Consider the following 21,539-nt stretch of genomic DNA (forward strand, 5'->3'; position numbering starts at 1 on the left):
TCCGTAATTCCATCATCATTCCGTTGAGAGCAGGGCATGTATCGCCTCCTCCTCTCCTACAATCCATAGGATGTCACCAGCCAGGAACTTACGGGACGGGGCTACTCTCGACAGGTTCTCCTTACCTTCTTCCAGTCCGATGACCATGCAACTGTAGATATCACGGATACCGCTCTCCTGAAGGGTCTTCCCTACAAACGGACTGTCACTGCCGATAATCATCTGGTGAAGTTTCATCTCACGGTCCTCCAAATGGAGATCCTCTCCGAAGACCTCTGTCTCCACCGCCTGCTTGAACTTGTTCAACTGGTCGTCACTACCGATGATCTCCAACTTGTCACCGGGATAGATGACATAGTCTCCGTCAGGGATGTTCAGACGGTGATTGGCACGTAGGATACTGGTGATATGCACCCCGTATTTCCTTCCGAAATTCAGTTGCTTGAGGGAACTGCCCATCCACATGGTGTTCATGGGTACGTCAAAGACAGCGATATGCACATCACGGTCCAGCAACTTACCTTCATAAAGGGGACGTTTTGTTCCATGTACCTGGGCAGCGATATCCCGGGAACGGAGGTTCAGGATAAACAACCGCTCCAGTCGGATACTCCTTTGCTTGATGGTACGTGACACCACAATCAACGCTACGACAATTACACCGATGGTGATCATGATAGCACTGGAGAAACGACTGAGGTACTGACAGATATAGAAGATGAAACCAACGGCAATGATGGCTCGCACCAAGATCGTGAACAACAATGGCATACGGTTGATGTTGCTCTCTGCCCATAATGCCTTCCATTCCTCACTGCGGTTCTTCTTCATCACCATGGCACGGAGGAAAGGAGCTATGATGAGGATGGTGAGTATTCCCGTGATGGCATTAGCATACCAGTGAAGCTCCCATCCTGGCAACATCTTACGGGCGACAGGAAGGACAAAGGAGAACATCACGGCAATAGCTGCTGTCGACAGGATAGAGTAAATCAAGGTGTTGACTAACATCTGGGTCAACAGCTTCTTCCATTTGCTATGCTCCTTGGTGGAGGGATGACTCATCGACAGGTGGTTCAACAACTGGATGAGACGGTTGGGCAGTCTCCGTTCCAGACTGTTATAGACGGGAGTCGCCAGACGGATCATATAGGGGGTGAGGAATGTCGTGATGACAGAGACAGCAACAACGACAGGGTAGAGGAAGTCGCTGATAACACCTAACGACAGTCCTAACGAGGCGATGATAAACGAGAACTCACCAATCTGCGCCATGGAGAAACCGCATCGCATGGCTGACCTCAGACTCTCACCGCCCAGCATGAAGGAGAGGGTACCGAAAATACTCTGACCAAGGAGGATGGCAAGGACTAAGGTGATGATGGGAATGGCATACTCCATCAGGATCTCCGGGTCTACCAACATACCTACTGACACGAAGAAGATGGCTCCGAAGAGATTCTTGACAGGCTCTACCAGTTTCTCGATACGCTCTGCCTCAATGGTCTCGGCAAGGATACTACCCATGATAAAGGCACCAAAGGCGGAAGAGAAACCAACCTCTGTCGAGAAGACTGCCATCGCACAGCATAACCCTAGGGATACGACAAGTAGTACCTCGGCATTGATCAGGGGACGTACCCGTCGTAAGAACGGGGGAATGGCGGAGATACCGACTACCAGCCAAAGGATCAGGAAGAACCCGATCTTAAGGATAGAACCGATCATCTCACCACTGTTAGGATTGTTGCCACTGGCAATGGCACTCAGCATCACCATCATCACAATGGCAAGGATATCCTCGAGGATGAGCACACTCATCACCAGACCGGCAAACTGCTGCTGGCGCAGCCCTAGGTCATCGAAAGCCTTATAAATAATCGTCGTGGAACTCATGGCGAGCATACCACCGAGGAAGATACAGTCCATCTTACTCCACCCGAAGAGCTGTCCGACCAACAGACCGGTTATCGACATGAAGAAGATAATGGTCGTGGTGGAGATGATCGGGGAGGCTCCCATCTTCAGGATCTTCTTGAAAGAGAAGTCCAGTCCTAAGGAGAACAACAGGAACATCACACCAATGTCTGCCCATAGATGAATGCTCTCAAGGTCTGCGACAGAGGCTGTATAGGGCATGTGGGGACTGACCAGGAAACCTGCCACGATATATCCTAATACCAGTGGCTGTTTCAGTTTCTTGAAAATAAGGGTTACGATACCTGCTGATACCAGGATCAGTGCCAGGTCATTAATCAATGCAGGGAGCTCTGCCATTTTCTAATTCTCAACTTTCAATTTTCAATTTTCAACTATCAATCAGGCATTATAACTGCCAACCAGCTCGCAGATCTTCACGATGACTGCCATCGCTTTCTCCATCGACTGGATAGACACGAACTCATAGGGACCGTGGAAATTGACACCTCCAGCGAAGATATTGGGGCAGGGGAGTCCTTTGAAAGAGAGCTGGGCACCGTCAGTACCACCGCGGATGGGTTTTACCTTTGGAGCGACACCGGTCTCTTGCATGGCTCTCAGCACCAGGTCGATGACATGCATCTGGGGGTCGATCTTCTCTTTCATATTATAATATTGGTCCTTGACTTCGGCGAGAATGGTTCCCGCACCGTATTTCTCGTTCATCTTCTCCGCACAGGACTGGATGTAACGCTTACGGTCCTCAAACTTGTCTCTGTCATGGTCACGGATGATATAACTGAGTCTCGCCTGCTCGACATTCGACTGGATACTCAGCAGGTGGTAGAATCCCTGATAGCCCTCCGTGGTCTCTGGGGTCTCCTCCTCAGGTAGCATCTTGGCAAACTCTGCGGCAAGGGCATTGGCATTAATCATCTTGTCCTTTGCATATCCGGGATGCACACTGACTCCTTTGATGGTGATCTTCGCGGAGGCAGCGTTGAAATTCTCAAACTCCAACTCTCCCACGTCTCCACCATCCATGGTATATGCCCACTCACAACCGAATTTCTCCACATTGAAATGATGGGCTCCCATACCGATCTCCTCATCGGGGTTGAAGGCGACACGGATCTTACCGTGTTTGATCTCCTGATGCTTCTGGAGATAGACCATCGCTTGGATGATCTCGGCAATACCTGCCTTGTCGTCAGCTCCCAGCAATGTGGTTCCGTCAGTCACGATCAAGTCCTCACCCACATGCTGCAACAGCTCTGGGAATTTCTTCGGCGACATGATTCTCTCCTCTCCATTCTCCTCTCTTCCTAGCAGGATATCGGAACCGCCATAGTTACGGACGATCTGGGGTTTGATATCGGCACCGCTACAGTCGGGTGACGTGTCATAGTGTGAGATGAACCCGATGGTGGGCACCTTGCCCTTGATATTAGACTTCAACGTGGCATAGAGGTAGCCTTTCTCATCGAGCTCCACATCGTCAAAGCCTTCGTGCTCAAGCTCTTTCTTCAGGTATTCCGCGAAAATCAGTTGCTTACTGGTACTAGGTACACTGTCGCTGTCCTCAGCCGACTGTGTATCAAACTTGGTGTAATTTAGGAATCGTTCAGTAATATCCATGGTGTTATTTGTAATATTTGCTGGCAAAATTACAAAAAAGCGTGCGAAATGCCAAATTTATTTGAGCATTTCCGAGTGCGTAGTATGTTTTCCCAAAAGATTTGCTTGTTTACTCTTCGAACACATAGCCGAAACCTGTACGACTGACAATATTTTGGGCATAGGTCCCTAGTTACAATTCTGTTACGATTGAAATATGCCTGGGAAAATGATTCCCCTGGACAGGGGAGGGTAGGAACATTGGGACTCGAACCCAAGACCTCTTCAATGTGACTGAAGCGCTCTGAACCAACTGAGCTATGCTCCTATAATACTTCTTTATCTTCCGTGATCCCGTTGGGATTGAATTTCGTGATCCCGTTGGGATTCAAACCCAAGACCTTCAGAACCGGAATCTGACATTCAATTTCTTTGAGTATCCCTTTGTTTATGGGCATCTTCGGCATTCCTCAAAAACGCATTTGCGCCGATTTTGCGCCGATTCGGCATTGTTAATACTCTCTTGTCGGTTGCAAAGGTACGAATAAGTGAGCAAAAAGCCAAAATAATTATGGACTTTTTCGAGTGAGAGTGCTTCGAATGAGCACAAATTTGGAAGATTGTACTGTCAATTTGGAAAATTTTCCATAAAATCTTCACTTTTCTAGATAAAAATACTACCTTTGCACCATCAAAGCACTGATTTATGGAAAAAAATGCCCTATTGAACCACGAAGTCGTTATGGCTTCTTCTGACAAGACCACCAACAACTTCATTTCAAAAATGAAGAAGGAAGGGCGTCTTATCAAGATTGCCGCGAAGATTTACACTACAAATCTCAACGACACTCCGGAGAATATCATCCGCAGGAATCTCTTTTTCATCCTTGGAGAGCTGTTCCCCGATGCCGTCATGAGTCATCGTAGTGCTTTCGAATGCCGTCCTACAAGTGACGGACACATATATCTTACTTATGGCTATACAAAAAAAATCTCATTGCCCGGCATTACTGTTCACCTGTTAGAAGGTCATAAGGCATTACCAGGGGATTATCCTTTCATGGGAGGTCTGCACATGTCTTGCAGCGCCAGGGCTTATCTTGAAAATCTTCAGACCGGCTATAGCCGCGATGGTGTTTCCAAGTGTCTACCACAGGACGTTATCGAAGAAAAACTGGATAAAGTCTTGCAGACCAACGGTGAAGATGAATTGAACAAGTTGCGGGACACAGCTCGCGAGATAGCCGGACAACTCGACATGCCTGACGAGTTCAAGAAACTGGATTCCATCATCGGGGCCATCCTTTCAACTAAGCCCTCTAAGATTCTCACATCCTCGGTTGCTGAAGCCCGTGCATTGGGGGAACCGTTCGACAGTCAACGACTGAAGCTTTTCAGCATTCTGATGGCTGCACTTAACGAGCGTGAGTTCGAGAATTTCCCAGAGCCAAACGAGACGGATGCTGCCTATAATAACTTTGCTTTCTTTGAGAGTTATTTCTCCAACTATATCGAAGGAACAGAGTTCGAGGTGGACGATGCCCGCCAGATTATCGAGACCCGTACTCCCATGCCAGCCAGAAATGCTGACAGCCACGACGTGCTTGGTACATACTACATCGTTTCTAATCGCAAGGAGATGGCTGTCACGCCCACCTCTCCAGATCATCTGATTGACATTCTCCAGCATCGTCATCGCATTATGATGTCCGCCCGTCCAGAGGCTAATCCTGGCATGTTCAAAACACAGAACAACCGCGCAGGCGAGACACATTTTGTAGATTATCAACAGGTACGTGGCACTCTCAAGAAAGGTTTTGAGATTTATAGTGTCTTGCGCCATCCCTTTGCTCGTGCTCTTTTCATGCTCTTTATGATTAGCGAGGTTCACCCGTTTTCTGACGGCAACGGACGTGTATCCCGTATCATGATGAACGCAGAGTTAACTGCTGCAGGACAGTCGAAAATCATCATTCCAACCGTTTTCCGCACCGATTACCTCAGTGCATTGCGTCAACTAACCAGGAAGGACAACCCTGAGAAACTGATCAATGCCATCCAGCGTGTCCGTCTATTCAGCTTTAACCTGCGGGGAGACAACTTCGAGCAGATGCGCGACTACATGGAACGCTGCAATGCCTTCAAGGAAGAGGACGAGTATATACTTCGGTTTTAGTTTTCTTTAAGGTGTCACTAAATGTAAAGAGACATCATGGATAGAGTTGAAGGTAAGCGCACGGACTCCTTTCTTCATCACTTGCTTGGGAACTTTGTAACGGATGAAAGGGTCGCTTTTGATGATGGTCTTTTCTTCTGTGTTGAATTCAAGCATCGCCTCACGGAACAGATGACGCAGTTCGCCCAAGTAAAGCGATTGTGCTCTGGGTTTCTTTGACAGATGATTCTCGAACTCTTTCAGTAGGGTGTAGGTTAGGTCAGAAAAGAGAAGATTCTCCTTGCCAAGAAATGAGGAAAAGGTGTTGAGCATACATTTGTAGTTCTTCTTGCCTTTGATGCTGGTGTGTGCCAACCAGTTCTTGGCAAAGGCAAAGAAGTCTGTTTCCTCTTTTTTCTTGCTGATGGCAGAAGTGATGTCTTGAGCATCCACCTTGACACCTAAAGCTTCAATTCCTAATTGGTTGATTTTGTTTTCCCAATCCAGACGCATCATCTCTATCTGCCTCGCCTTGCTAAAGTCTTTAATCTTTTTGGTGCGAGGCGAGATCTCGGATTCCAATACTTTGACTTGCGTGTTGATACGCTTCTCAGTCTTGCCGCTTCTGATTCTCAGATAAACGGTTCTCGTCTTGTTGCTACTTAGCTTTCCGTACTCAGTTGTAATCGTTGCCATTTTAACTAAAAATTTGCGCCGATTTTGCGCCGATTTTGGCATTTTGCGCTGATTTTGCGCCGATTTTTCACCCTAAAAGTTGGACTGAGACCAAAAAGTTGGAAGCCCATACCCCTGAATGAAAATTATCGAGAAGCCCTTTATTTACTGGGATTCTCGATAATCAAATGATTTTTCAAATCTGGATTGGCTTCGCCTATCCCTCGTGATCCCGTTGGGATTCAAACCCAAGACCTTCAGAACCGGAATCTGACGCTCTATTCAGCTAAGCTACGGGACCCTTTTTGTTATTTCGCATGCAAAATTACAAAAAAGTTTAGAGTTTTGAGTTTAGAGCTTAGAGTTTTATAATCTTTTAAGTATTGCGTTTGTGATACAAAATGAAAGGAAATAATAAAAATTAGTGTCATTTTGCAAAATAATTTGGTTTTATTCTTGCAAATTAGTTTAAAAGTAGTACCTTTGCAGTCGCAAAATAACAGAATAAAGTAAATAGTAAATCGTCAAATAGTAAATATACGAGATGAGTCAACTGATTAAACCCACCGGCTACCAGTCGTTGCTCGACATGAAACAGACAGAGCAGGGTATTAAACTGATTAAGGATTTTTTCCAGCAGAATATATCGACGGAGCTGCGGTTACGTCGTGTCACCGCCCCCTTGTTCGTGCTCAAAGGACTGGGTATCAATGATGACCTGAACGGAGTAGAGCGTGCAGTGTCCTTCCCCATCAAGGATTTAGGGGATGCTCAAGCAGAGGTCGTCCACTCCCTGGCGAAATGGAAACGTCTCTCGCTGGCAGAGTACCAGATAGAGCCGGGTTATGGTATCTATACTGATATGAATGCCATTCGTGCCGACGAGGAGCTGGATAACCTCCATTCCCTGTATGTCGACCAATGGGACTGGGAGGCTGTCATCACGAGGGAGCAGCGCACCATAGCCTATCTGAAGAATGTGGTGGAGCGTATCTATGCCGCTATCCGTCGTACGGAGTACCTCACATGTGAGACGTATCCGCAGATCAAGCCTTTCCTGCCGGAGAAGATCACGTTCATCCATGCCGAGGAACTGTTGAGGATGTATCCTGACAAGTCTCCCAAGGAGCGTGAGGATGCCATCTGTGAACAATATGGTGCCGTGTTTATCATGGGTATCGGTGGCAAACTGTCGAATGGTGAGAAGCATGACGGTCGTGCTCCCGACTATGACGACTGGTCGACCATTGGTGAGAATGGTCTGGCAGGTCTGAATGGGGATATCCTCATCTGGTATCCTGTTCTGGGACGTTCCTTCGAGCTCTCCTCCATGGGTATCCGTGTGGATAAGGAGTCCTTGCTCCGCCAGCTGCAACTGGAGGGTAAGGAGGATCGTGAGGGCTTGTATTTCCACCAGAAACTGCTCCACGACCAGTTGCCATTGAGTATTGGTGGTGGTATCGGACAGAGTCGTCTCTGTATGGTACTGCTCCACAAAGGACATATCGGTGAGATCCAAGCCTCTATCTGGCCTGATGACATGCGCTCAGAATGTAAGAAACTAGGAATGACGCTGATATAAATTACGCCAATTCCAGATCTAGGAGATCCCGCAGTTTCGCAATGGCGGGATTTTCTTTTTCCATCAGTTCATATTGTTCCTTACGGGTCAGGATGCGGACTCGCTCTTTCTGTTCCGCGATCCTCATGTCAAGGGTGATGGCATTGTTATGGAGATAGATCCTCAGCGTACTGAGGATACTGCCTCTGATCTCTGTCATCTGGTCAAGGGCAAGCTGGTTGTCGACCACCACCTCCACATGAGGCATCTCCTTGATGACCGGGTTCATGTTCTTCATACGGGCGGCGATACCACTCAGATACTGGGGCATGCGGTTGCACATCATCATCCACTGGAACTCCAGGTCTTGTTGCGAGAACTCCAACTGCTCGTCTTTGATGATGCCATTAGGGTCGTCAGGTCCCAGTGAGCCTGGGATAATCTGCATCTTGCTCTTCGCCTTGCTCTTCGCCCGCAGCTTATCCCACGAGAAACCGACAGCCTTCTTCGGCAGAGAACTCCGAGTACTCTGAGAACTCTGAGCTCTCTGAACTCTCTGAGACGCAACCTCCTCAGCCGCAGCTACCTGTGGGGCTGCATTCATAGGATGAGGCTGTTGCATCAATTGCTTAAACAGGGATTTCAATCTTCTGGGCTTACGCCCACTGCCAGCCCCCTCGTCGGGCTGTGTGATCTGTGCGATCTCGATGAGTGTCAGTTCCACCAGCAGTCGTTTGTTAGACGACTGGCGGTAGTTGATGTCACACTGGTTCATCAACCGCAGGGCATCATACAGGAAGCGGATCTCACATTTCTGTGCCTGTTGCTGGTAACGCTCCCGCTGCTGGTCACTGACCTCCAGCAAGGGCAGTGTCTGTGGGTCTTTCGCCATCAGCACGTTTCGGACATGTTTGGCAAGCCCGCCGATCAGCAGTCCTCCGTCGAATCCCTTGTTGATGATCTGGTTCAGCAGCACCATGATGTCGCTCACCTTGTTATCCACGGCGAGGTCGATGATCTTGAAGTAATTCTCCGCGTCCAGCACGTTCAGGTCCTCTATCACTTTCTGATAGGTGATATTCCCCTGACAGAAAGAGACTGCCTGGTCGAAGATGCTCAGGGCGTCACGCATACCGCCGTCCGCCTTCTCCGCAATGACGGCAAGCGCCTGGTCCTCATACTGGATGCCCTCTTTCTCCGCTACCGCTTTCAGATGGTCGATGGTGTTACGTACCGTCATCCGCTCGAAGTCGTAGATCTGACAACGGCTCAGGATTGTCGGCAGGATCTTGTGTTTCTCTGTGGTGGCGAGGATGAAGATGACATGCGAGGGAGGCTCTTCCAGCGTCTTCAGGAAAGCGTTAAAGGCTGCCGTGGAGAGCATATGCACCTCGTCGATGATAAACACCTTGTATTTACCCACCTGTGGCGGTATACGGGTCTGTTCCATCAGGGTCTTGATATGCTCCACGGAGTTGTTGGAGGCAGCGTCTAACTCAAAGATATTGAACGACCGTTGTTCGTTGAATGCCTGACAACTCTCACAATGCCCGCAGGCCTCTCCCTCTTCGGTAGGAGTCATACAGTTGATGGCTTTGGCGAAAATACGGGCACAGGTGGTCTTTCCCACGCCTCTGGGACCGCAGAAGAGGTAGGCATGCGCCAGTTTCCCGCTCTTCACCGCATTCTTCAGCGTCGTGGTCAGTGCCTGCTGTCCCACGACCGCATCGAAGGTCATCGGTCTGTATTTCCGTGCAGAAACGATATATTCTTCCATAATACATGTAAATTTCTTGCAAATTTACGAAATAATTGAGAATTTACAATTGAAAATTGAAAATAATTTCGTAATTTTGTGGCAAATTATGAAGCGACTGAAAGAAATAGCAGAGAGATTGTACCGCATCCCCTGGCTGAAATACGGGGTGGTGACGTTATTGGCGGTTGTTTTCATCGGTTTTGTGGATGAGAACAGTGTGTGGCATCATTTCAAGAACCAGCAGCAAATCGGTGAACTGCAGGATGAGATCAAGCGCCAGACAGACCAGTATAACCGTGACCGTAAGAAGATCAAGATGCTCGACAGTAATCCCAAGGCGATCGAGAAGATCGCCAGGGAGCGTTATTTCATGAAGGAGGACAACGAGGATATCTTTGTCTTCAGTAACGACCAACCCCAGTCTACGAGTTCCAATGAGACAGTTGAGTAAAGTGGAGACAGCGCTCCTGCTGTTAGGGGGCTTATTGATGGCGATAGGTTCCGGCGCCAGTATCTTCTTCCAGTCGTGGGCTCCTTATGTCTTCGCCCCCGGTGCCTTGTTGTTTGCGAGTATCCAGATGCGCCAGACATACGAGGGAAGGAATGTGACCATCCGTCGCCTCCGTCGTATCGTCCTGATCAGTGATGTCCTTTTCCTGTTGGCGGGACTGATGATGCTTGCCAACCAGTCGAACTTCCTCGGGATGGATTTCCTGTTATATATTAAATATGTTCACAACAACTGGATTGTCATCCTCTTGGTGGCTGCCATTCTGCAACTTTATACCAGTCATCGTATCGCTCATGAATTGGAAAAAGAGGCTCAGTAGGCAAAAAATACTAAATATTTGCACAAATATATTAAATTGCGCAAATATTTTTCTTCTTTTCAAACCATCGTTGTACATTTGCATCACAAATGAATAAAACATCTATGAAGAAGGTCTTATTTTTGTCTGTCATAACAGTACTCCTGGCGTCGTGTGCCAGTACATACAACGTGGAGGGCTCCTCGTCAGTATCGGCGTTGGATGGCAGCAAACTCTATCTCAAGGCTATCAAGAATAACGAATTCAAGAATATTGATTCCTGCGATGTCGTGCATGGTGAGTTCCATTTCACGGGACTCCTCGACACGGTCCGTATGGCTAGCCTCTATATGGATGACGAGAGTATCATGCCTGTCGTATTGGAAAAAGGGGAGATCGTCATTAAGATTGACCCGGCAAGACAGATGGTGGGTGGAACACCGATGAACGACTCGCTGTATAAGTTCATCGATAAGCATAACCAGTTGACCAACCAGATGAACGAACTGTCTCACAAACAGAGCCAGATGCTCCTGGAAGGAATGGAGGAAGCGGAGATCAACCGTCATCTGTCTGGTGAGGCAGCGCAGATAGCCGCTGAGGAAGACCGTCTCGTGATGAAGTTCATCGAGGCGAATTTCGATAATGTCCTCGGTCCTGGTGTCTTTATGATGATCACCAGTCAGTATCGTTATCCGATCCTCACCCCGCAGATAGAGGATATCATGTCGAAGGCGACACAGAAATTCAAGGACGACCCCTATGTCAAGGACTATTACCAGACAGCTCAGGAGAATGAGAAACGGATGAGTGGGGTAGAGAAGGAATAGCCCATGCGTACGATTATCGAAGGTGGAACGATAGTGAATGAAGGTCGTACCTTCGATGGTACGATCATCATCGATGACGGCACGATCGTCAGTCTAGAATCTCTAGAAAATCTAGAATCTCAAGATCATCTAGAGCGAATCAACGCCCACGGCTGTTACATCCTCCCCGGAATCATTGACGACCATGTGCATTTCCGTGAGCCAGGGCTCACGGAGAAAGCGGATATCGACACGGAGAGTCGTGCAGCGGCAGCAGGGGGTGTCACTACCTTCTTCGATATGCCGAATACGAAGCCCCAGACTACTACGTTAGAGGCACTGGAGGAGAAATTCGCGTTGGCACGACAGAAGAGTCATGTCAATTACAGTTTTTTCTATGGTGCCACGAACGATAATGCGGACACTTTCCCGCAACTGGATATCCATCGTATTCCCGGTATCAAACTCTTCATGGGCTCGTCTACGGGGAATATGCTGGTAGACCGCAGGGAAGCCCTGGAACGCATCTTCAGCAGTACTCCACTGCCCTTGATGGCTCATTGTGAGGATACGGAGATCATCAACCGTAATATGGCAATGGCAAAGGAGGAATATGGTGATGACCCGTCCGTGGCTCATCATCCGGAGATTCGTAGCGTGGAGGCTTGTTACGAGAGTACTAAGCTCGCCGTGGAACTGGCACGCAAGTACCAGACCCGCCTCCATATCGCGCATCTGACGACCGCCAAAGAGCTGGAGTACCTCACAGGGGGACAGTCCCCATGTGAGGTTCGTCTCACAGAGGGACTGTCCCCCTGTGAGGTGACCGCCGAAGCCACCGTCTCCCACCTTTATTTCTCCGACCGCGACTATGCCCGTCTGGGAACCCGCATCAAATGCAACCCCGCCATCAAGTCGGAAAGGGACAGGGAGGCCCTGCAACAAGCCCTCTCTGACGGTCGTATCACGGTGATAGGCACTGATCACGCCCCGCATCTACTCTCCCAGAAAGAGGGTGGATGTGCCAAAGCGGCAAGTGGTATGCCGATGATCCAGTTCTCACTGGTCACCATGCTCGAACTGGTCGACCGGGGGGTATTGTCATTGGAACGCCTCGTCGAACTGATGTGTCATAACCCGGCACGCCTCTTTGAGGTACGCCAACGGGGCTTTATCCGTCCTGGCTATCGGGCGGACCTCGTCCTGGTACGTCCTCAGTCCGGATGGACAGTGACACCTGACTGTATACAGAGTAAGTGTGGGTGGAGCCCGATGGAGGGACATACCTACCTGTGGCGGGTGGAGCGCACCTTGTGTAACGGGCATTCCGTCTATGTCAACGGACAAGTGGACACGGACTATATCGGAGAGGAGGTTGCCTTCAGATGAGGAAGTCTTACGAGATTCACGAGGTGCAACCCTATATCAACTGGGACTATTTCTATTATGCATGGCAGTTGAGGACTCCGGACCAACAGCAACAGTGTAGGGCAGAGGCAGAGCAGGTGCTCGCCCAACTGGAGGGCAGATACCGTTCCCATGCGCTCTTCGAACTCTTCGAGGCTCATGCCGAGGGGGATGATATCCACCTCACAGGGGGACAGTCCCCATGTGAGCCCCATCTCACAGAGGGACTGTCCCCCTGTGAGGTGTCAACTCTCACCTTGCCTCTGTTGCGCCAGCAACAGGGAGACTGTCTCTGTCTCTCCGACTTCATCCATCCCGGGCACGACCACATAGGGGTCTTTGCCACAACGGTGGATATGGGCTTGGAGACTGATTTCGACCAGGACCCTTATCAGAAGATGATGGTACAGCTGCTTGCCGACAGACTCGCTGAGGCTACAGCGGAGAGACTCCATGAGGAGGTGCGTAAGGAGATATGGGGCTATGCCCCTGATGAGCATCTGACGATGGCAGAGCTCCATACCGAGAAGTTTCAGGGCATCCGTCCCGCCGTGGGTTATCCCTCCCTGCCGGATACCAGTCTGAACTTCGTACTCGACAAACTCCTGAAATTCCGGCAGATAGGTATCCGCCTCACTGAGAGTGGTGCCATGAAACCGCATGCCAGTGTCAGTGGTTTGATGATAGCGCTCCCTGAGGCGCATTATTTCTCTATCGGGAAAATAGGGGAGGACCAGCTCCACGACTATGCCCACCGCCGTGGGCTCCCCGTCGAGACCCTCCGCAAATTCCTCTCAACGCTCCTCTCTAACCGCTAACCGCTAAACTATAATCTATAATCTCTAAACTATAAACTAAAAATGATCGCACGTTACGCAGTACCTTTTTTCGTGATGATGGCATTTGTGGTCGTCCCACTCGTCGTCTTTTTCCTGTGTCGTTATCTCTTACCCCGTCGATGGGGCAAGAAGGTAGGCATCAGTCTCTCCTTGATCATCATCCTCTTTGCCTTCTATGGTATGTTTGTAGGCTACCAGCAGTTGGAGATCCGTCAGGTGGAATATCGGAGCAAAGACCTGCCTGCAGCTTTCGATGGCTACCGCATCGTGATGTTCTCTGATGCCCATGTGGGTACCATGACAGGCAACCGCCAGTGGCTGATGGAACGTGCCGTAAACAGTATGCTGGCACTGAGTCCGGATATGATCGTCTTTGCGGGTGACCTGCAGAATGTGTATCCTGACGAGATCGTCGAGCATCTCCCCCAGCTCAGCCGGTTGAAGGCTCCCGACGGTGTCTTTTCCGTCCTGGGTAATCACGACTATGCGATCTATGAACCGGATGACTCGCTGACGAAAGAGGCGAATGCGAAGAAGACACAGGCGTTGGAGCGACAGGCGGGATGGACCCTCCTGATGAATGAGCATCGTGTCATTCACAGGGGTAGTGACTCCATCATTATCGCGGGAATGGAAAACTGGGGCACCGTCAAGCGCATGCCCCGTAAGGGTGATGTCGCCAAGACCCTTGCCGGTCTGAATCTCCCCTCCTCTGTAACCAATAACCCTTTCATCCTCATGCTCCAGCATGACCCTACGGCATGGCGTGAGTTGATCCTCCCGCAGTGTCATGCCCAGCTCACGCTGAGTGGTCATACGCATGGTGGACAGGCGAATGTCTTTGGTTTCTCTCCTGCTGCCTTCAGTTATGAGAACTATGGTGACTGGACGTATGAGGGTTCTCGTGCGTTGTTTGTCTCCACGGGCTTAGGTGCCCTCATCCCCTTCCGCCTGGGTCTTCCTGGCGAGATCGTCGTCCTCACCCTCCGACGAGGATAACAATAAGACCCTCCTAAATCCCCCCTGTTTAGGGGGGACTTTTTGTTTTCACACGGATTTTGCACCTCACAAGGGGACAGTCCCCATGTGAGGTCCGCCTCACAGAGGGACTGTCCCCTTGTGAGGCGCTACTGATCAGGGTTCTCTACAAACCCCTGATATTCAGGAGTGAGAGAACTCATGATGACGTCATACGATTGCTGGAGCGTAGACTGAACATTCTCCGGACCCTGAGACTGCGGATAGATTGGAGCATGGATCGTGAGCGTCAACGGATGCCAAGTGACGAAATGCCAGTCACGGAAACGAGGCATCACATCAAAAGAACCATTAATCGTCATGGGAACCACCGGGAGTTGTAACTCATCCGCTAACGTGAAGGCACCCTTCCGGAACACCCCCATATGCCCCGTAAAACTACGGGAGCCCTCCGGGAACACCACCACACTACAATTACCCGTCTCCAACGTATGACGGACCGTCTTGTACATCGCCCGGACTTTCGCTGTTCCACGACGGTCCACAAAGATCTGATGAGACTTCTCACAGGCATATCCCACGAAAGGAATCTTCTTGAGCTGGTGTTTCATCATCCACTTGAAATTCCTTCCTAAATAACCATATATCAAGAAGATGTCAAAAGCCCCCTGGTGGTTTGCCACAAACACAAACGACTGGTCCTGGGGGACCTTCTCACTCCCCTCCACCTTGACAGGAAGGAGGAAGACACGGGTAATCACCCTTGCCCACCAACGACCAGGGTAATAGCCCCAGTAATGTCCATCCCCGATGGTACATCCTACTGCCACAACAAGGGCTGTCCATATCGTCATCAGGATAGTGACAGGGACTGCAACGAGCAACTGATAGACTCTATACAAGTATTTCATCGGTTAGCGGTTAACGGTTAGCGGTTATCGATGGATACTTGCGGGTCCATCCGTCCCAACGGAGACGCATCACACCAAAGAATGCCTCACCGAAAATACCACCCGACATCTTTGAGGTGCCCTCCCGGCGGTTGACGAAGATGACAGGTACCTCCTTGATTTTAAACCCAATCTTATAGGCGGTGTATTTCATCTCTATCTGGAAGGCATAACCCTTGAATCGGATCTTGTCGAGCTCGATGGTCTCAAGCACCTTGCGCTTGTAGCATTTGAAGCCTGCCGTGGTGTCGTGTACCGTAAAACCGGTGATAAACCGTACGTATTTCGAGGCGAAATAACTCATCAGTACCCTGCCGATGGGCCAGTTGACAACATTCACGCCACTGACATAACGACTGCCGATGGCGAGGTCATACCCCTCGTCTGCGCAAGCACTGTAAAGGCGGGGGAGGTCATTGGGGTCGTGACTGAAGTCTGCGTCCATCTCGAAGATATAGTCGTAGGTGTGTTCCAATGCCCATTTGAAGCCTGTGATATAGGCGGTACCGAGTCCCAGTTTCCCTGTCCTCTCAAGGATAAACAGTCGGTCGGAGAACTCTTTTTCCATGAGTCCTTTGACGATGGCTGCTGTACCGTCGGGTGATCCATCGTCAATGACGAGGATATGGAAACATTTCTCCAGGGAGAATACGGCACGAATAATCTTCTCGATATTCTCTTTCTCGTTATAGGTCGGAATAATAACTATGCTGTCACTTTCGTTCATATTTGTCTATATTTGTTGCAAAGGTAGTGCAAACCGAGCAAAGAACAAAATAAATCGCGATTTATTTTTTCTTTCGAGGTGCAGCCTACTTTAGACCGCAGGTCAAAGGTAGTGTAAACCGAGCAAAGAACAAAATAAAAACAATCTTTTTTTGTCATTTGAAAAAAACTTTGTATTTTTGCACGACTTAATCATAACTATATGGCGAGACAAGCTAGGCAGGTGAGTGGTACGGGTATCTATCATGTAATGATGCGTGGCATTAACAGGCAGAATATTTTTGAAGATGAAGAAGATTATAAACGTTTTCGGGAGTTACTCTTTCAAATGGTGTATCCTATAGATGATACAGGGAAGGAAATTCCGGCACGTTGTACTTTTTACGCATATTGCATGATGTCTAATCATGTCCATTTGCTTATTAGAGAAACTGCAGAGAATTTGTCTGATGTCATAAAACGGATAGGTGTTTCCTACGCACAATATTTTAATAAAAAGTATGTGCATTTTGGTCATCTTTTTCAAGATCGGTTTAAGAGTGAACCAGTTAATGATGATTCATATTTCTTTACAGTCCTCCGCTACATCCATCAAAATCCTTTAGCTGCAGGAATAGTTGGCAATGTAGAAAGCTATCCATGGAGTAGTTGGGGAGAGTATGAGAGAGCCGGGAATGGTATTCCTGCCATATGTAGTACGAGACCTGTACTGGCTAGAATCCCTTTGGATGACTTAAGGTCTCTTGTGGAAGAGCCCCTTCCTAAAACCTATGAGGTACTTGAATTCGATAATAGCTACAGGAGCAAGACAGACGAAGAGATGCGAGAGTTCTTCAATAGTTCTTTCGGTATCGAACGTCCAAATGAAATACAAATGTATAGCCGTGATCGGCAAAATGATATGTTGAGAGCTGCAAAACAATTTGGTGGAAGTATACGACAGATTGTACGCTTGACAGGCATTAGTTTTACTGTTGTCCGCAATGCGTAACCTCACAAGGGGACAGTCCCTCTGTGAGATGGACCTCACATGGGGACAGTCCCCTTGTGAGGTAAAAATTTGAAAAATGACGATACAAGAGTTAGTACAGCTATATGGGCATAGTCCACAGGTGGAAGCCCTACGGAAAGCAATAGGGGAAAAGTCGGTGAGAACGATTTTCCTCCAGGGACTCGTCGCCTCCTCCGCCCCCATGCTCTTCGCCTCCCTCCCCCCTCGACAGAAGAGACCGGGGAAGACCACCTCATCCCCTCAACAAGGGGAGTCAGAGAACGTCTCCCTCTACATCCTCCAAGACGAAGAAGAGGCAGGCTATTTCTACCACGACCTCAAACAACTACTGGGAGACGAGCATGTCCAGTTCTTCCCCTCCTCCTTCCGCCGTGCCATCAAATACGCCCAGCGGGATGCCGCCAACGAAATCCTCCGTACCGAGGTGTTGACGAAATTGGTTCAGGGGGCTGCAGGCTCACAGGGGGACAGTCCCTCTGTGAGACGGACCTCACATGGGGACAGTCCCCGTGTGAGCCTGAGCCTCGTCACCTACCCCGAGGCCCTTGCGGAGCAAGTGGTATCGGCAGCGCAGTTGCAGCAACAGACACTCGTTCTCCGGCAGGGACAGAGCGTGAAGGTCGATGACCTGGTGAGGAGTTTACGGGACTTAGGGTTCCAGGAGGTAGACTATGTCTACGAGCCCGGACAGTTTGCCCAGCGTGGTGCTATCCTCGATGTCTATAGCTTCAGCAGTGAGTATCCCTTCCGTGTCGACTTCTTCGGTGATGATATCGACTCCCTCCGTACCTTTGAGGTCGACGACCAGTTGTCGAGGGATAAACGGGATATTATTAGTATTGTGGGGCAGGGGGGCTCACAGGGGGACAGTCCCTCTGTGAGGCGGACCTCACATGGGGACAGTCCCCTTGTGAGCCAGTCGGAGAGGGTCTCTTTCCTCTCCTTCCTCCCGAAGGAGACGCTCCTGGTCGCCAAGGACTTCTCGTTTGTACGGGATGCGATAGACCATAGTTGTCAGGAGGCAGATCCGAAGGAGGTACAGGTGATCAGTGGGGAACAGTGGGAACAGGAGTGTGCAGCTTTCCGTCAGGTGGAGTTTGGGAGTCATCCTTCGAGGACCCCGGATGTCTCCCTGGTGTTCCATATCTCCCCGCAACCGCTGTTACACAAGAATTTCGACCTCCTCCGCCAGACCTTCTCCGACTACCAATCGAAGGGGTATCACCTCTATGTGTTGGCGGACAGCCAGAAACAACTGGAGCGACTAAAGGAGATTTTAGACCCTCCTAAATCCCCCCTGTTTAGGGGGGACTTTCCTGACTCAGGGGGCTCACAGGGGGACAGTCCCTCTGTGAGATGGACCTCACATGGGGACAGTCCCCGTGTGAGCTCAACTCTCAACTATATCCCCACTTCCCTCCATGCCGGTTTCATTGACCACGACCTGCAATGTTGTGTCTTCACCGACCATGAGATCTTCGACCGCTTCCACCGTTACACGCTCCGTTCTGACAAGGCACGGAGTGGGAAGGTGGCACTCACCCTCAAGGAACTCCAGCAGTTTGAGGTGGGCGACTATATCGTGCATGTCGACCATGGCATCGGGAAGTTCGGGGGATTGGTCAGGATGCCGATCAATCAGAGTTCTCAGAGTTCTCCGAGTACTCAGAGTTCTCCGAGTTCTCCGAGCTCTCCGAAGGTCCAGTACCAGGAGATGATCAAGATCATCTACCAGGGTGGGGGAGCCATCTATGTCTCCATCCACTCGCTTTATAAGGTCAGCAAATACAAGGCGCAGGATAGTGGGGAACCGCCTCGTCTCTCCCAGCTGGGTACCGGTCAGTGGGAACGGATGAAGGAACGGACGAAAAACAAACTGAAGGATATCGCCCGTGACCTCATCAAACTCTATGCGACTCGCAAACGGCAGAAGGGTTTTGCCTATAGTGCCGACAGCTTCCTGCAGCATGAGCTCGAGGCGTCGTTCCTCTATGAGGACACCCCCGACCAGTTGAAGGCGACCAATGACGTGAAGGGGGACATGGAACAGGCCCGTCCCATGGACCGCCTGGTATGTGGGGATGTGGGTTTCGGTAAGACGGAGGTCGCTGTCCGTGCTGCTTTTAAGGCGGCGTGTGACTCCAAACAGGTGGCGGTACTGGTACCTACCACCGTCCTTGCTTTCCAGCATTACCAGACCTTCCAGCACCGTCTGAAGGACTTCCCCGTCAGGGTGGACTATCTCACCAGGGCTCGTACGGCGAAACAGACCCGTGAGATCCTCCAGGACTTGGCAGAAGGAAAAATCGATATCCTGGTCGGTACGCATAAACTCATCGGTAAGTCGGTGAAATTCAAGGACCTCGGACTGCTTATCATCGATGAGGAACAGAAATTCGGGGTGTCCACGAAAGAGAAGCTCCGCCAGCTGCGGACGAATGTCGACACCCTGACCCTCACGGCGACACCCATCCCCCGCACCCTCCAGTTCTCGCTGATGGGAGCCCGTGACCTGAGTATCATCCAAACACCCCCGCCGAACCGCCATCCCATCCAGACGGAGATCCATACGCTCAACCCGGAGGTCATCGCTGATGCCATCCGTTTCGAACTGTCCCGCAACGGACAGGTGTATTTCGTCAACCCGCGGATCAACGACCTCCAGCGCATCGCTGACATGATCCATAGCTATGTCCCGGAGGCTCGTCTTGCCATCGGACATGGTCAGATGAAACCTGACGAGCTGGAACAGATCATCTTCGACTTCGTGAACTACGACTATGACGTGCTGCTCTCTACCACGATTATCGAGAACGGGATAGATATCCCTAATGCGAATACCATCATCATCAACGGGGCACACCATTTCGGACTCTCTGACCTCCACCAGATGAGGGGCAGGGTAGGGCGTGGCAACCGCAAGGCGTACTGTTACCTGCTGGCACCGCCGCTCGCTGACCTCCCGCAGGAGAGTCGTAGACGCCTGGAGGCGTTAGAGACGTTCAGTGAACTGGGCAGCGGTATCCAGATAGCGATGCAGGACCTGGACATCCGGGGTGCCGGCAACCTCCTCGGTGCCGAACAGTCGGGCTTCATCGCTGACCTCGGCTACGAGACGTATATGAAGATCTTGAATGAGGCGATGAAAGAGCTGAGGGCCTCGAGCCCGGAATTACGGAATGACGGAACAAAGGAATCACGGAAAGGTAACCCTTCACCCTTAACCATGAACCATGAACCCATCGACACTGTCGTTGATGCCGACCTTCCCCTCTATTTCCCCGACCAGTATGTGCCGTCGGACAGTGAGCGGATGTTACTCTACCGGGAATTGGACAACCTGCAGACGGACGAGCAGCTGGAGGCATACCGCTCCCGTCTCATCGACCGTTTCGGTCCTGTACCGCCTGAGGGGGAGGAGTTGATGCGTGTTGTTCCTTTGCGTCGTGTCGCTGGTCAGTTGGGGTGTGAGAAGTTGATGTTGAGGCAGGGGCGTATGACGCTTTATTTCGTCTCGAACCCGGAGCACCCGTTCTACCAGAGTCCTGCCTTTGATGCCATCCTCCAGTTTGTCGCCACGAATCCTCGTCGTTGTCAGTTCCGTGACGCTAATGGCAAGCGCTCTCTCCTCATCGCTGATGTCCCTTCTGTCGAGTCTGCCCTTTCCCTGCTTAAATCCCTCCTTTAAAAGTCACACAGATCTTGTAGATCGCACAGATTTATTTGCCACGGATTTTTAATGGATTCGCACGTTGTGCGAAGAAATTATTCAAAATTAACGATGGTATGGGCTGTAACTGCCTATCGGCAGCTCCCATGCTGTTTTGATTGTCTGTGATCTCAAGCAAGCTTGGCTCACCTACACTCAAACCACCATGCATCATCTTTTCGATGATGTTACATCCCAAACCATCTCAAAAAATTATTCAAAGCTGGCGCATACCTATACTAGTTCCAAGTATAATTTTAGACTACGCCACTCCGGAACATTTCTGGATTAATCAAAGCTGGCGCCTCCCAGCTCACAGGGGGACAGTCCTAGGTTGTTAAGTTAGCATACCATTTTATGCTATATTTTTAACCACATTCATTCTTTTAATGGAGGGGTTTGGCAATAAGTTGTCCCCTCTCCATTTCTTGATGTCGGTAATGGTAGTTCTGGCAAGCAAATGGCTGACGTTAAAATTTCTACAGTCATCAATTGTGCTGACTTTGAGTGACAGCGGAATCAATAGCACAAGTGGTGTGTATCCGTTGTTCTTGTTGGGTGACATCCTTGCTTTGAAACATCCGAATGTCGACTCGATGATGTCTGAGGTTAT

Annotated in this window: 17 protein-coding genes and 2 tRNA genes; 10 read left to right on the forward strand and 9 right to left on the reverse strand. The window is 50.0% G+C overall.

The genetic code is table 11. The annotated features are described in order from the left end of the window. Window positions 1-15: 15 nt before the first annotated feature. The 3 genes from BM257_RS09825 to BM257_RS09835 all read right to left on the reverse strand — a co-directional run bounded on the left by BM257_RS09825 (window position 16) and on the right by BM257_RS09835 (window position 3,865). Window positions 16-2,277: a cation:proton antiporter gene (locus tag BM257_RS09825; RefSeq protein WP_092071788.1), complete on the reverse strand. Its 2,262-nt coding sequence runs from the start codon at window positions 2,275-2,277 to the stop codon at window positions 16-18. A 42-nt stretch (window positions 2,278-2,319) separates the two neighbouring features. Next, window positions 2,320-3,558 (reverse strand): peptidase T, encoded by a 1,239-nt coding sequence (gene pepT / locus BM257_RS09830; protein ID WP_092071789.1) that lies wholly within the window; start codon window positions 3,556-3,558, stop codon window positions 2,320-2,322. A 232-nt stretch (window positions 3,559-3,790) separates the two neighbouring features. Beyond that, a tRNA-Val gene (locus tag BM257_RS09835) sits at window positions 3,791-3,865 on the reverse strand. Window positions 3,866-4,243: 378 nt separating this feature from the next. On the opposite strand from BM257_RS09835, the gene BM257_RS09840 reads away from it, so the two are divergent. Further along, window positions 4,244-5,713: a Fic family protein gene (locus BM257_RS09840; RefSeq protein WP_092071790.1), complete on the forward strand. Its 1,470-nt coding sequence runs from the start codon at window positions 4,244-4,246 to the stop codon at window positions 5,711-5,713. Window positions 5,714-5,719: 6 nt separating this feature from the next. On the opposite strand, the gene BM257_RS09845 is transcribed toward BM257_RS09840, so the two are convergent. Together BM257_RS09845 and BM257_RS09850 are read right to left on the reverse strand one after the other, a co-directional pair. Continuing rightward, window positions 5,720-6,388 (reverse strand): phage integrase SAM-like domain-containing protein, encoded by a 669-nt coding sequence (locus BM257_RS09845; RefSeq protein WP_177216077.1) that lies wholly within the window; start codon window positions 6,386-6,388, stop codon window positions 5,720-5,722. Between the two features lie 206 nt (window positions 6,389-6,594). Next, window positions 6,595-6,668 (reverse strand) — tRNA-Arg (locus tag BM257_RS09850). Window positions 6,669-6,911: 243 nt separating this feature from the next. On the opposite strand from BM257_RS09850, the gene asnA reads away from it, so the two are divergent. Continuing rightward, the gene (gene asnA / locus BM257_RS09855) at window positions 6,912-7,949 is read left to right on the forward strand and encodes an aspartate--ammonia ligase (protein WP_092071792.1); all 1,038 of its coding nucleotides are present in this window, start codon (window positions 6,912-6,914) and stop codon (window positions 7,947-7,949) included. A 1-nt stretch (window position 7,950) separates the two neighbouring features. Here the strand turns inward: asnA and BM257_RS09860 are convergent, their stop codons facing one another. Further along, window positions 7,951-9,705 carry a DNA polymerase III subunit gamma/tau gene (locus BM257_RS09860; RefSeq protein ID WP_092071793.1) on the reverse strand — a complete coding sequence of 585 codons (1,755 nt, stop codon included), beginning with the start codon at window positions 9,703-9,705 and terminating at the stop codon, window positions 7,951-7,953. 88 nt (window positions 9,706-9,793) lie between these two features. On the opposite strand from BM257_RS09860, the gene BM257_RS09865 reads away from it, so the two are divergent. The 6 genes from BM257_RS09865 (at window position 9,794) to BM257_RS09890 (ending at window position 14,550) form a co-directional block, all read left to right on the forward strand. Then, window positions 9,794-10,138: an FtsB family cell division protein gene (locus BM257_RS09865; protein WP_092071794.1), complete on the forward strand. Its 345-nt coding sequence runs from the start codon at window positions 9,794-9,796 to the stop codon at window positions 10,136-10,138. Continuing rightward, window positions 10,122-10,517 carry a hypothetical protein gene (locus BM257_RS09870; RefSeq protein ID WP_092071795.1) on the forward strand — a complete coding sequence of 132 codons (396 nt, stop codon included), beginning with the start codon at window positions 10,122-10,124 and terminating at the stop codon, window positions 10,515-10,517. Before BM257_RS09865 ends, BM257_RS09870 begins: the two co-directional genes overlap by 17 nt. A 104-nt stretch (window positions 10,518-10,621) precedes the next feature. Continuing rightward, on the forward strand, window positions 10,622-11,326 hold the full coding sequence (locus BM257_RS09875; RefSeq protein ID WP_092071796.1) for a DUF4369 domain-containing protein: 705 nt from the start codon (window positions 10,622-10,624) through the stop codon (window positions 11,324-11,326). A gap of 3 nt (window positions 11,327-11,329) precedes the next feature. After that, window positions 11,330-12,694 (forward strand): dihydroorotase, encoded by a 1,365-nt coding sequence (locus tag BM257_RS09880; RefSeq protein WP_092071797.1) that lies wholly within the window; start codon window positions 11,330-11,332, stop codon window positions 12,692-12,694. Then, window positions 12,691-13,530, forward strand: a complete 840-nt coding sequence (locus BM257_RS09885) for a vitamin B12 dependent-methionine synthase activation domain-containing protein (RefSeq protein ID WP_092071798.1) — start codon at window positions 12,691-12,693, stop codon at window positions 13,528-13,530. The genes BM257_RS09880 and BM257_RS09885 overlap by 4 nt, the downstream gene beginning before the upstream one ends. 42 nt (window positions 13,531-13,572) lie before the next feature. Then, window positions 13,573-14,550 carry a metallophosphoesterase gene (locus BM257_RS09890; RefSeq protein WP_092071799.1) on the forward strand — a complete coding sequence of 326 codons (978 nt, stop codon included), beginning with the start codon at window positions 13,573-13,575 and terminating at the stop codon, window positions 14,548-14,550. Window positions 14,551-14,678: 128 nt separating this feature from the next. Here the strand turns inward: BM257_RS09890 and BM257_RS09895 are convergent, their stop codons facing one another. Next, window positions 14,679-15,440, reverse strand: a complete 762-nt coding sequence (locus tag BM257_RS09895; protein WP_092071800.1) for a lysophospholipid acyltransferase family protein — start codon at window positions 15,438-15,440, stop codon at window positions 14,679-14,681. A 10-nt stretch (window positions 15,441-15,450) separates the two neighbouring features. Then, complete coding sequence (locus BM257_RS09900; RefSeq protein WP_092071801.1) at window positions 15,451-16,206, reverse strand: polyprenol monophosphomannose synthase; 756 nt, start codon at window positions 16,204-16,206, stop codon at window positions 15,451-15,453. A 201-nt stretch (window positions 16,207-16,407) separates the two neighbouring features. On the opposite strand from BM257_RS09900, the gene BM257_RS09905 reads away from it, so the two are divergent. Both BM257_RS09905 and mfd read left to right on the forward strand, forming a co-directional pair. Further along, window positions 16,408-17,196, forward strand: coding sequence for a transposase (locus tag BM257_RS09905; RefSeq protein WP_092071802.1), 789 nt, complete (start codon window positions 16,408-16,410; stop codon window positions 17,194-17,196). Window positions 17,197-17,272: 76 nt separating this feature from the next. Continuing rightward, complete coding sequence (mfd, locus tag BM257_RS09910) at window positions 17,273-20,905, forward strand: transcription-repair coupling factor (RefSeq protein ID WP_092071803.1); 3,633 nt, start codon at window positions 17,273-17,275, stop codon at window positions 20,903-20,905. Between the two features lie 31 nt (window positions 20,906-20,936). Here the strand turns inward: mfd and BM257_RS14855 are convergent, their stop codons facing one another. Further along, entirely contained in the window at window positions 20,937-21,101 is a 165-nt protein-coding gene (locus tag BM257_RS14855) for a hypothetical protein (RefSeq protein WP_177216078.1), read from the reverse strand. Window positions 21,102-21,539: the final 438 nt, after the last annotated feature.

The organism is Prevotella sp. tf2-5 (assembly GCF_900115435.1).
Lineage (GTDB): Bacteria > Bacteroidota > Bacteroidia > Bacteroidales > Bacteroidaceae > Prevotella.

Excerpts from the sequence above, each read along its gene's own strand:
- BM257_RS09905 (WP_092071802.1), top strand. The coding sequence starts at position 16,408 with ATGGCGAGACAAGCTAGGCAGGTGAGTGGTACGGGTATCTATCATGTA.
- BM257_RS09825 (WP_092071788.1), bottom strand. The coding sequence starts at position 2,277 with ATGGCAGAGCTCCCTGCATTGATTAATGACCTGGCACTGATCCTGGTA.
- mfd (WP_092071803.1), top strand. The coding sequence starts at position 17,273 with ATGACGATACAAGAGTTAGTACAGCTATATGGGCATAGTCCACAGGTG.
- BM257_RS09845 (WP_177216077.1), bottom strand. The coding sequence starts at position 6,388 with ATGGCAACGATTACAACTGAGTACGGAAAGCTAAGTAGCAACAAGACG.
- BM257_RS09880 (WP_092071797.1), top strand. The coding sequence starts at position 11,330 with ATGCGTACGATTATCGAAGGTGGAACGATAGTGAATGAAGGTCGTACC.
- BM257_RS09875 (WP_092071796.1), top strand. The coding sequence starts at position 10,622 with ATGAAGAAGGTCTTATTTTTGTCTGTCATAACAGTACTCCTGGCGTCG.
- BM257_RS09840 (WP_092071790.1), top strand. The coding sequence starts at position 4,244 with ATGGAAAAAAATGCCCTATTGAACCACGAAGTCGTTATGGCTTCTTCT.
- BM257_RS09900 (WP_092071801.1), bottom strand. The coding sequence starts at position 16,206 with ATGAACGAAAGTGACAGCATAGTTATTATTCCGACCTATAACGAGAAA.
- BM257_RS14855 (WP_177216078.1), bottom strand. The coding sequence starts at position 21,101 with ATGATGCATGGTGGTTTGAGTGTAGGTGAGCCAAGCTTGCTTGAGATC.
- asnA (WP_092071792.1), top strand. The coding sequence starts at position 6,912 with ATGAGTCAACTGATTAAACCCACCGGCTACCAGTCGTTGCTCGACATG.
- BM257_RS09860 (WP_092071793.1), bottom strand. The coding sequence starts at position 9,705 with ATGGAAGAATATATCGTTTCTGCACGGAAATACAGACCGATGACCTTC.
- pepT (WP_092071789.1), bottom strand. The coding sequence starts at position 3,558 with ATGGATATTACTGAACGATTCCTAAATTACACCAAGTTTGATACACAG.
- BM257_RS09890 (WP_092071799.1), top strand. The coding sequence starts at position 13,573 with ATGATCGCACGTTACGCAGTACCTTTTTTCGTGATGATGGCATTTGTG.
- BM257_RS09865 (WP_092071794.1), top strand. The coding sequence starts at position 9,794 with ATGAAGCGACTGAAAGAAATAGCAGAGAGATTGTACCGCATCCCCTGG.
- BM257_RS09895 (WP_092071800.1), bottom strand. The coding sequence starts at position 15,440 with ATGAAATACTTGTATAGAGTCTATCAGTTGCTCGTTGCAGTCCCTGTC.
- BM257_RS09870 (WP_092071795.1), top strand. The coding sequence starts at position 10,122 with ATGAGACAGTTGAGTAAAGTGGAGACAGCGCTCCTGCTGTTAGGGGGC.
- BM257_RS09885 (WP_092071798.1), top strand. The coding sequence starts at position 12,691 with ATGAGGAAGTCTTACGAGATTCACGAGGTGCAACCCTATATCAACTGG.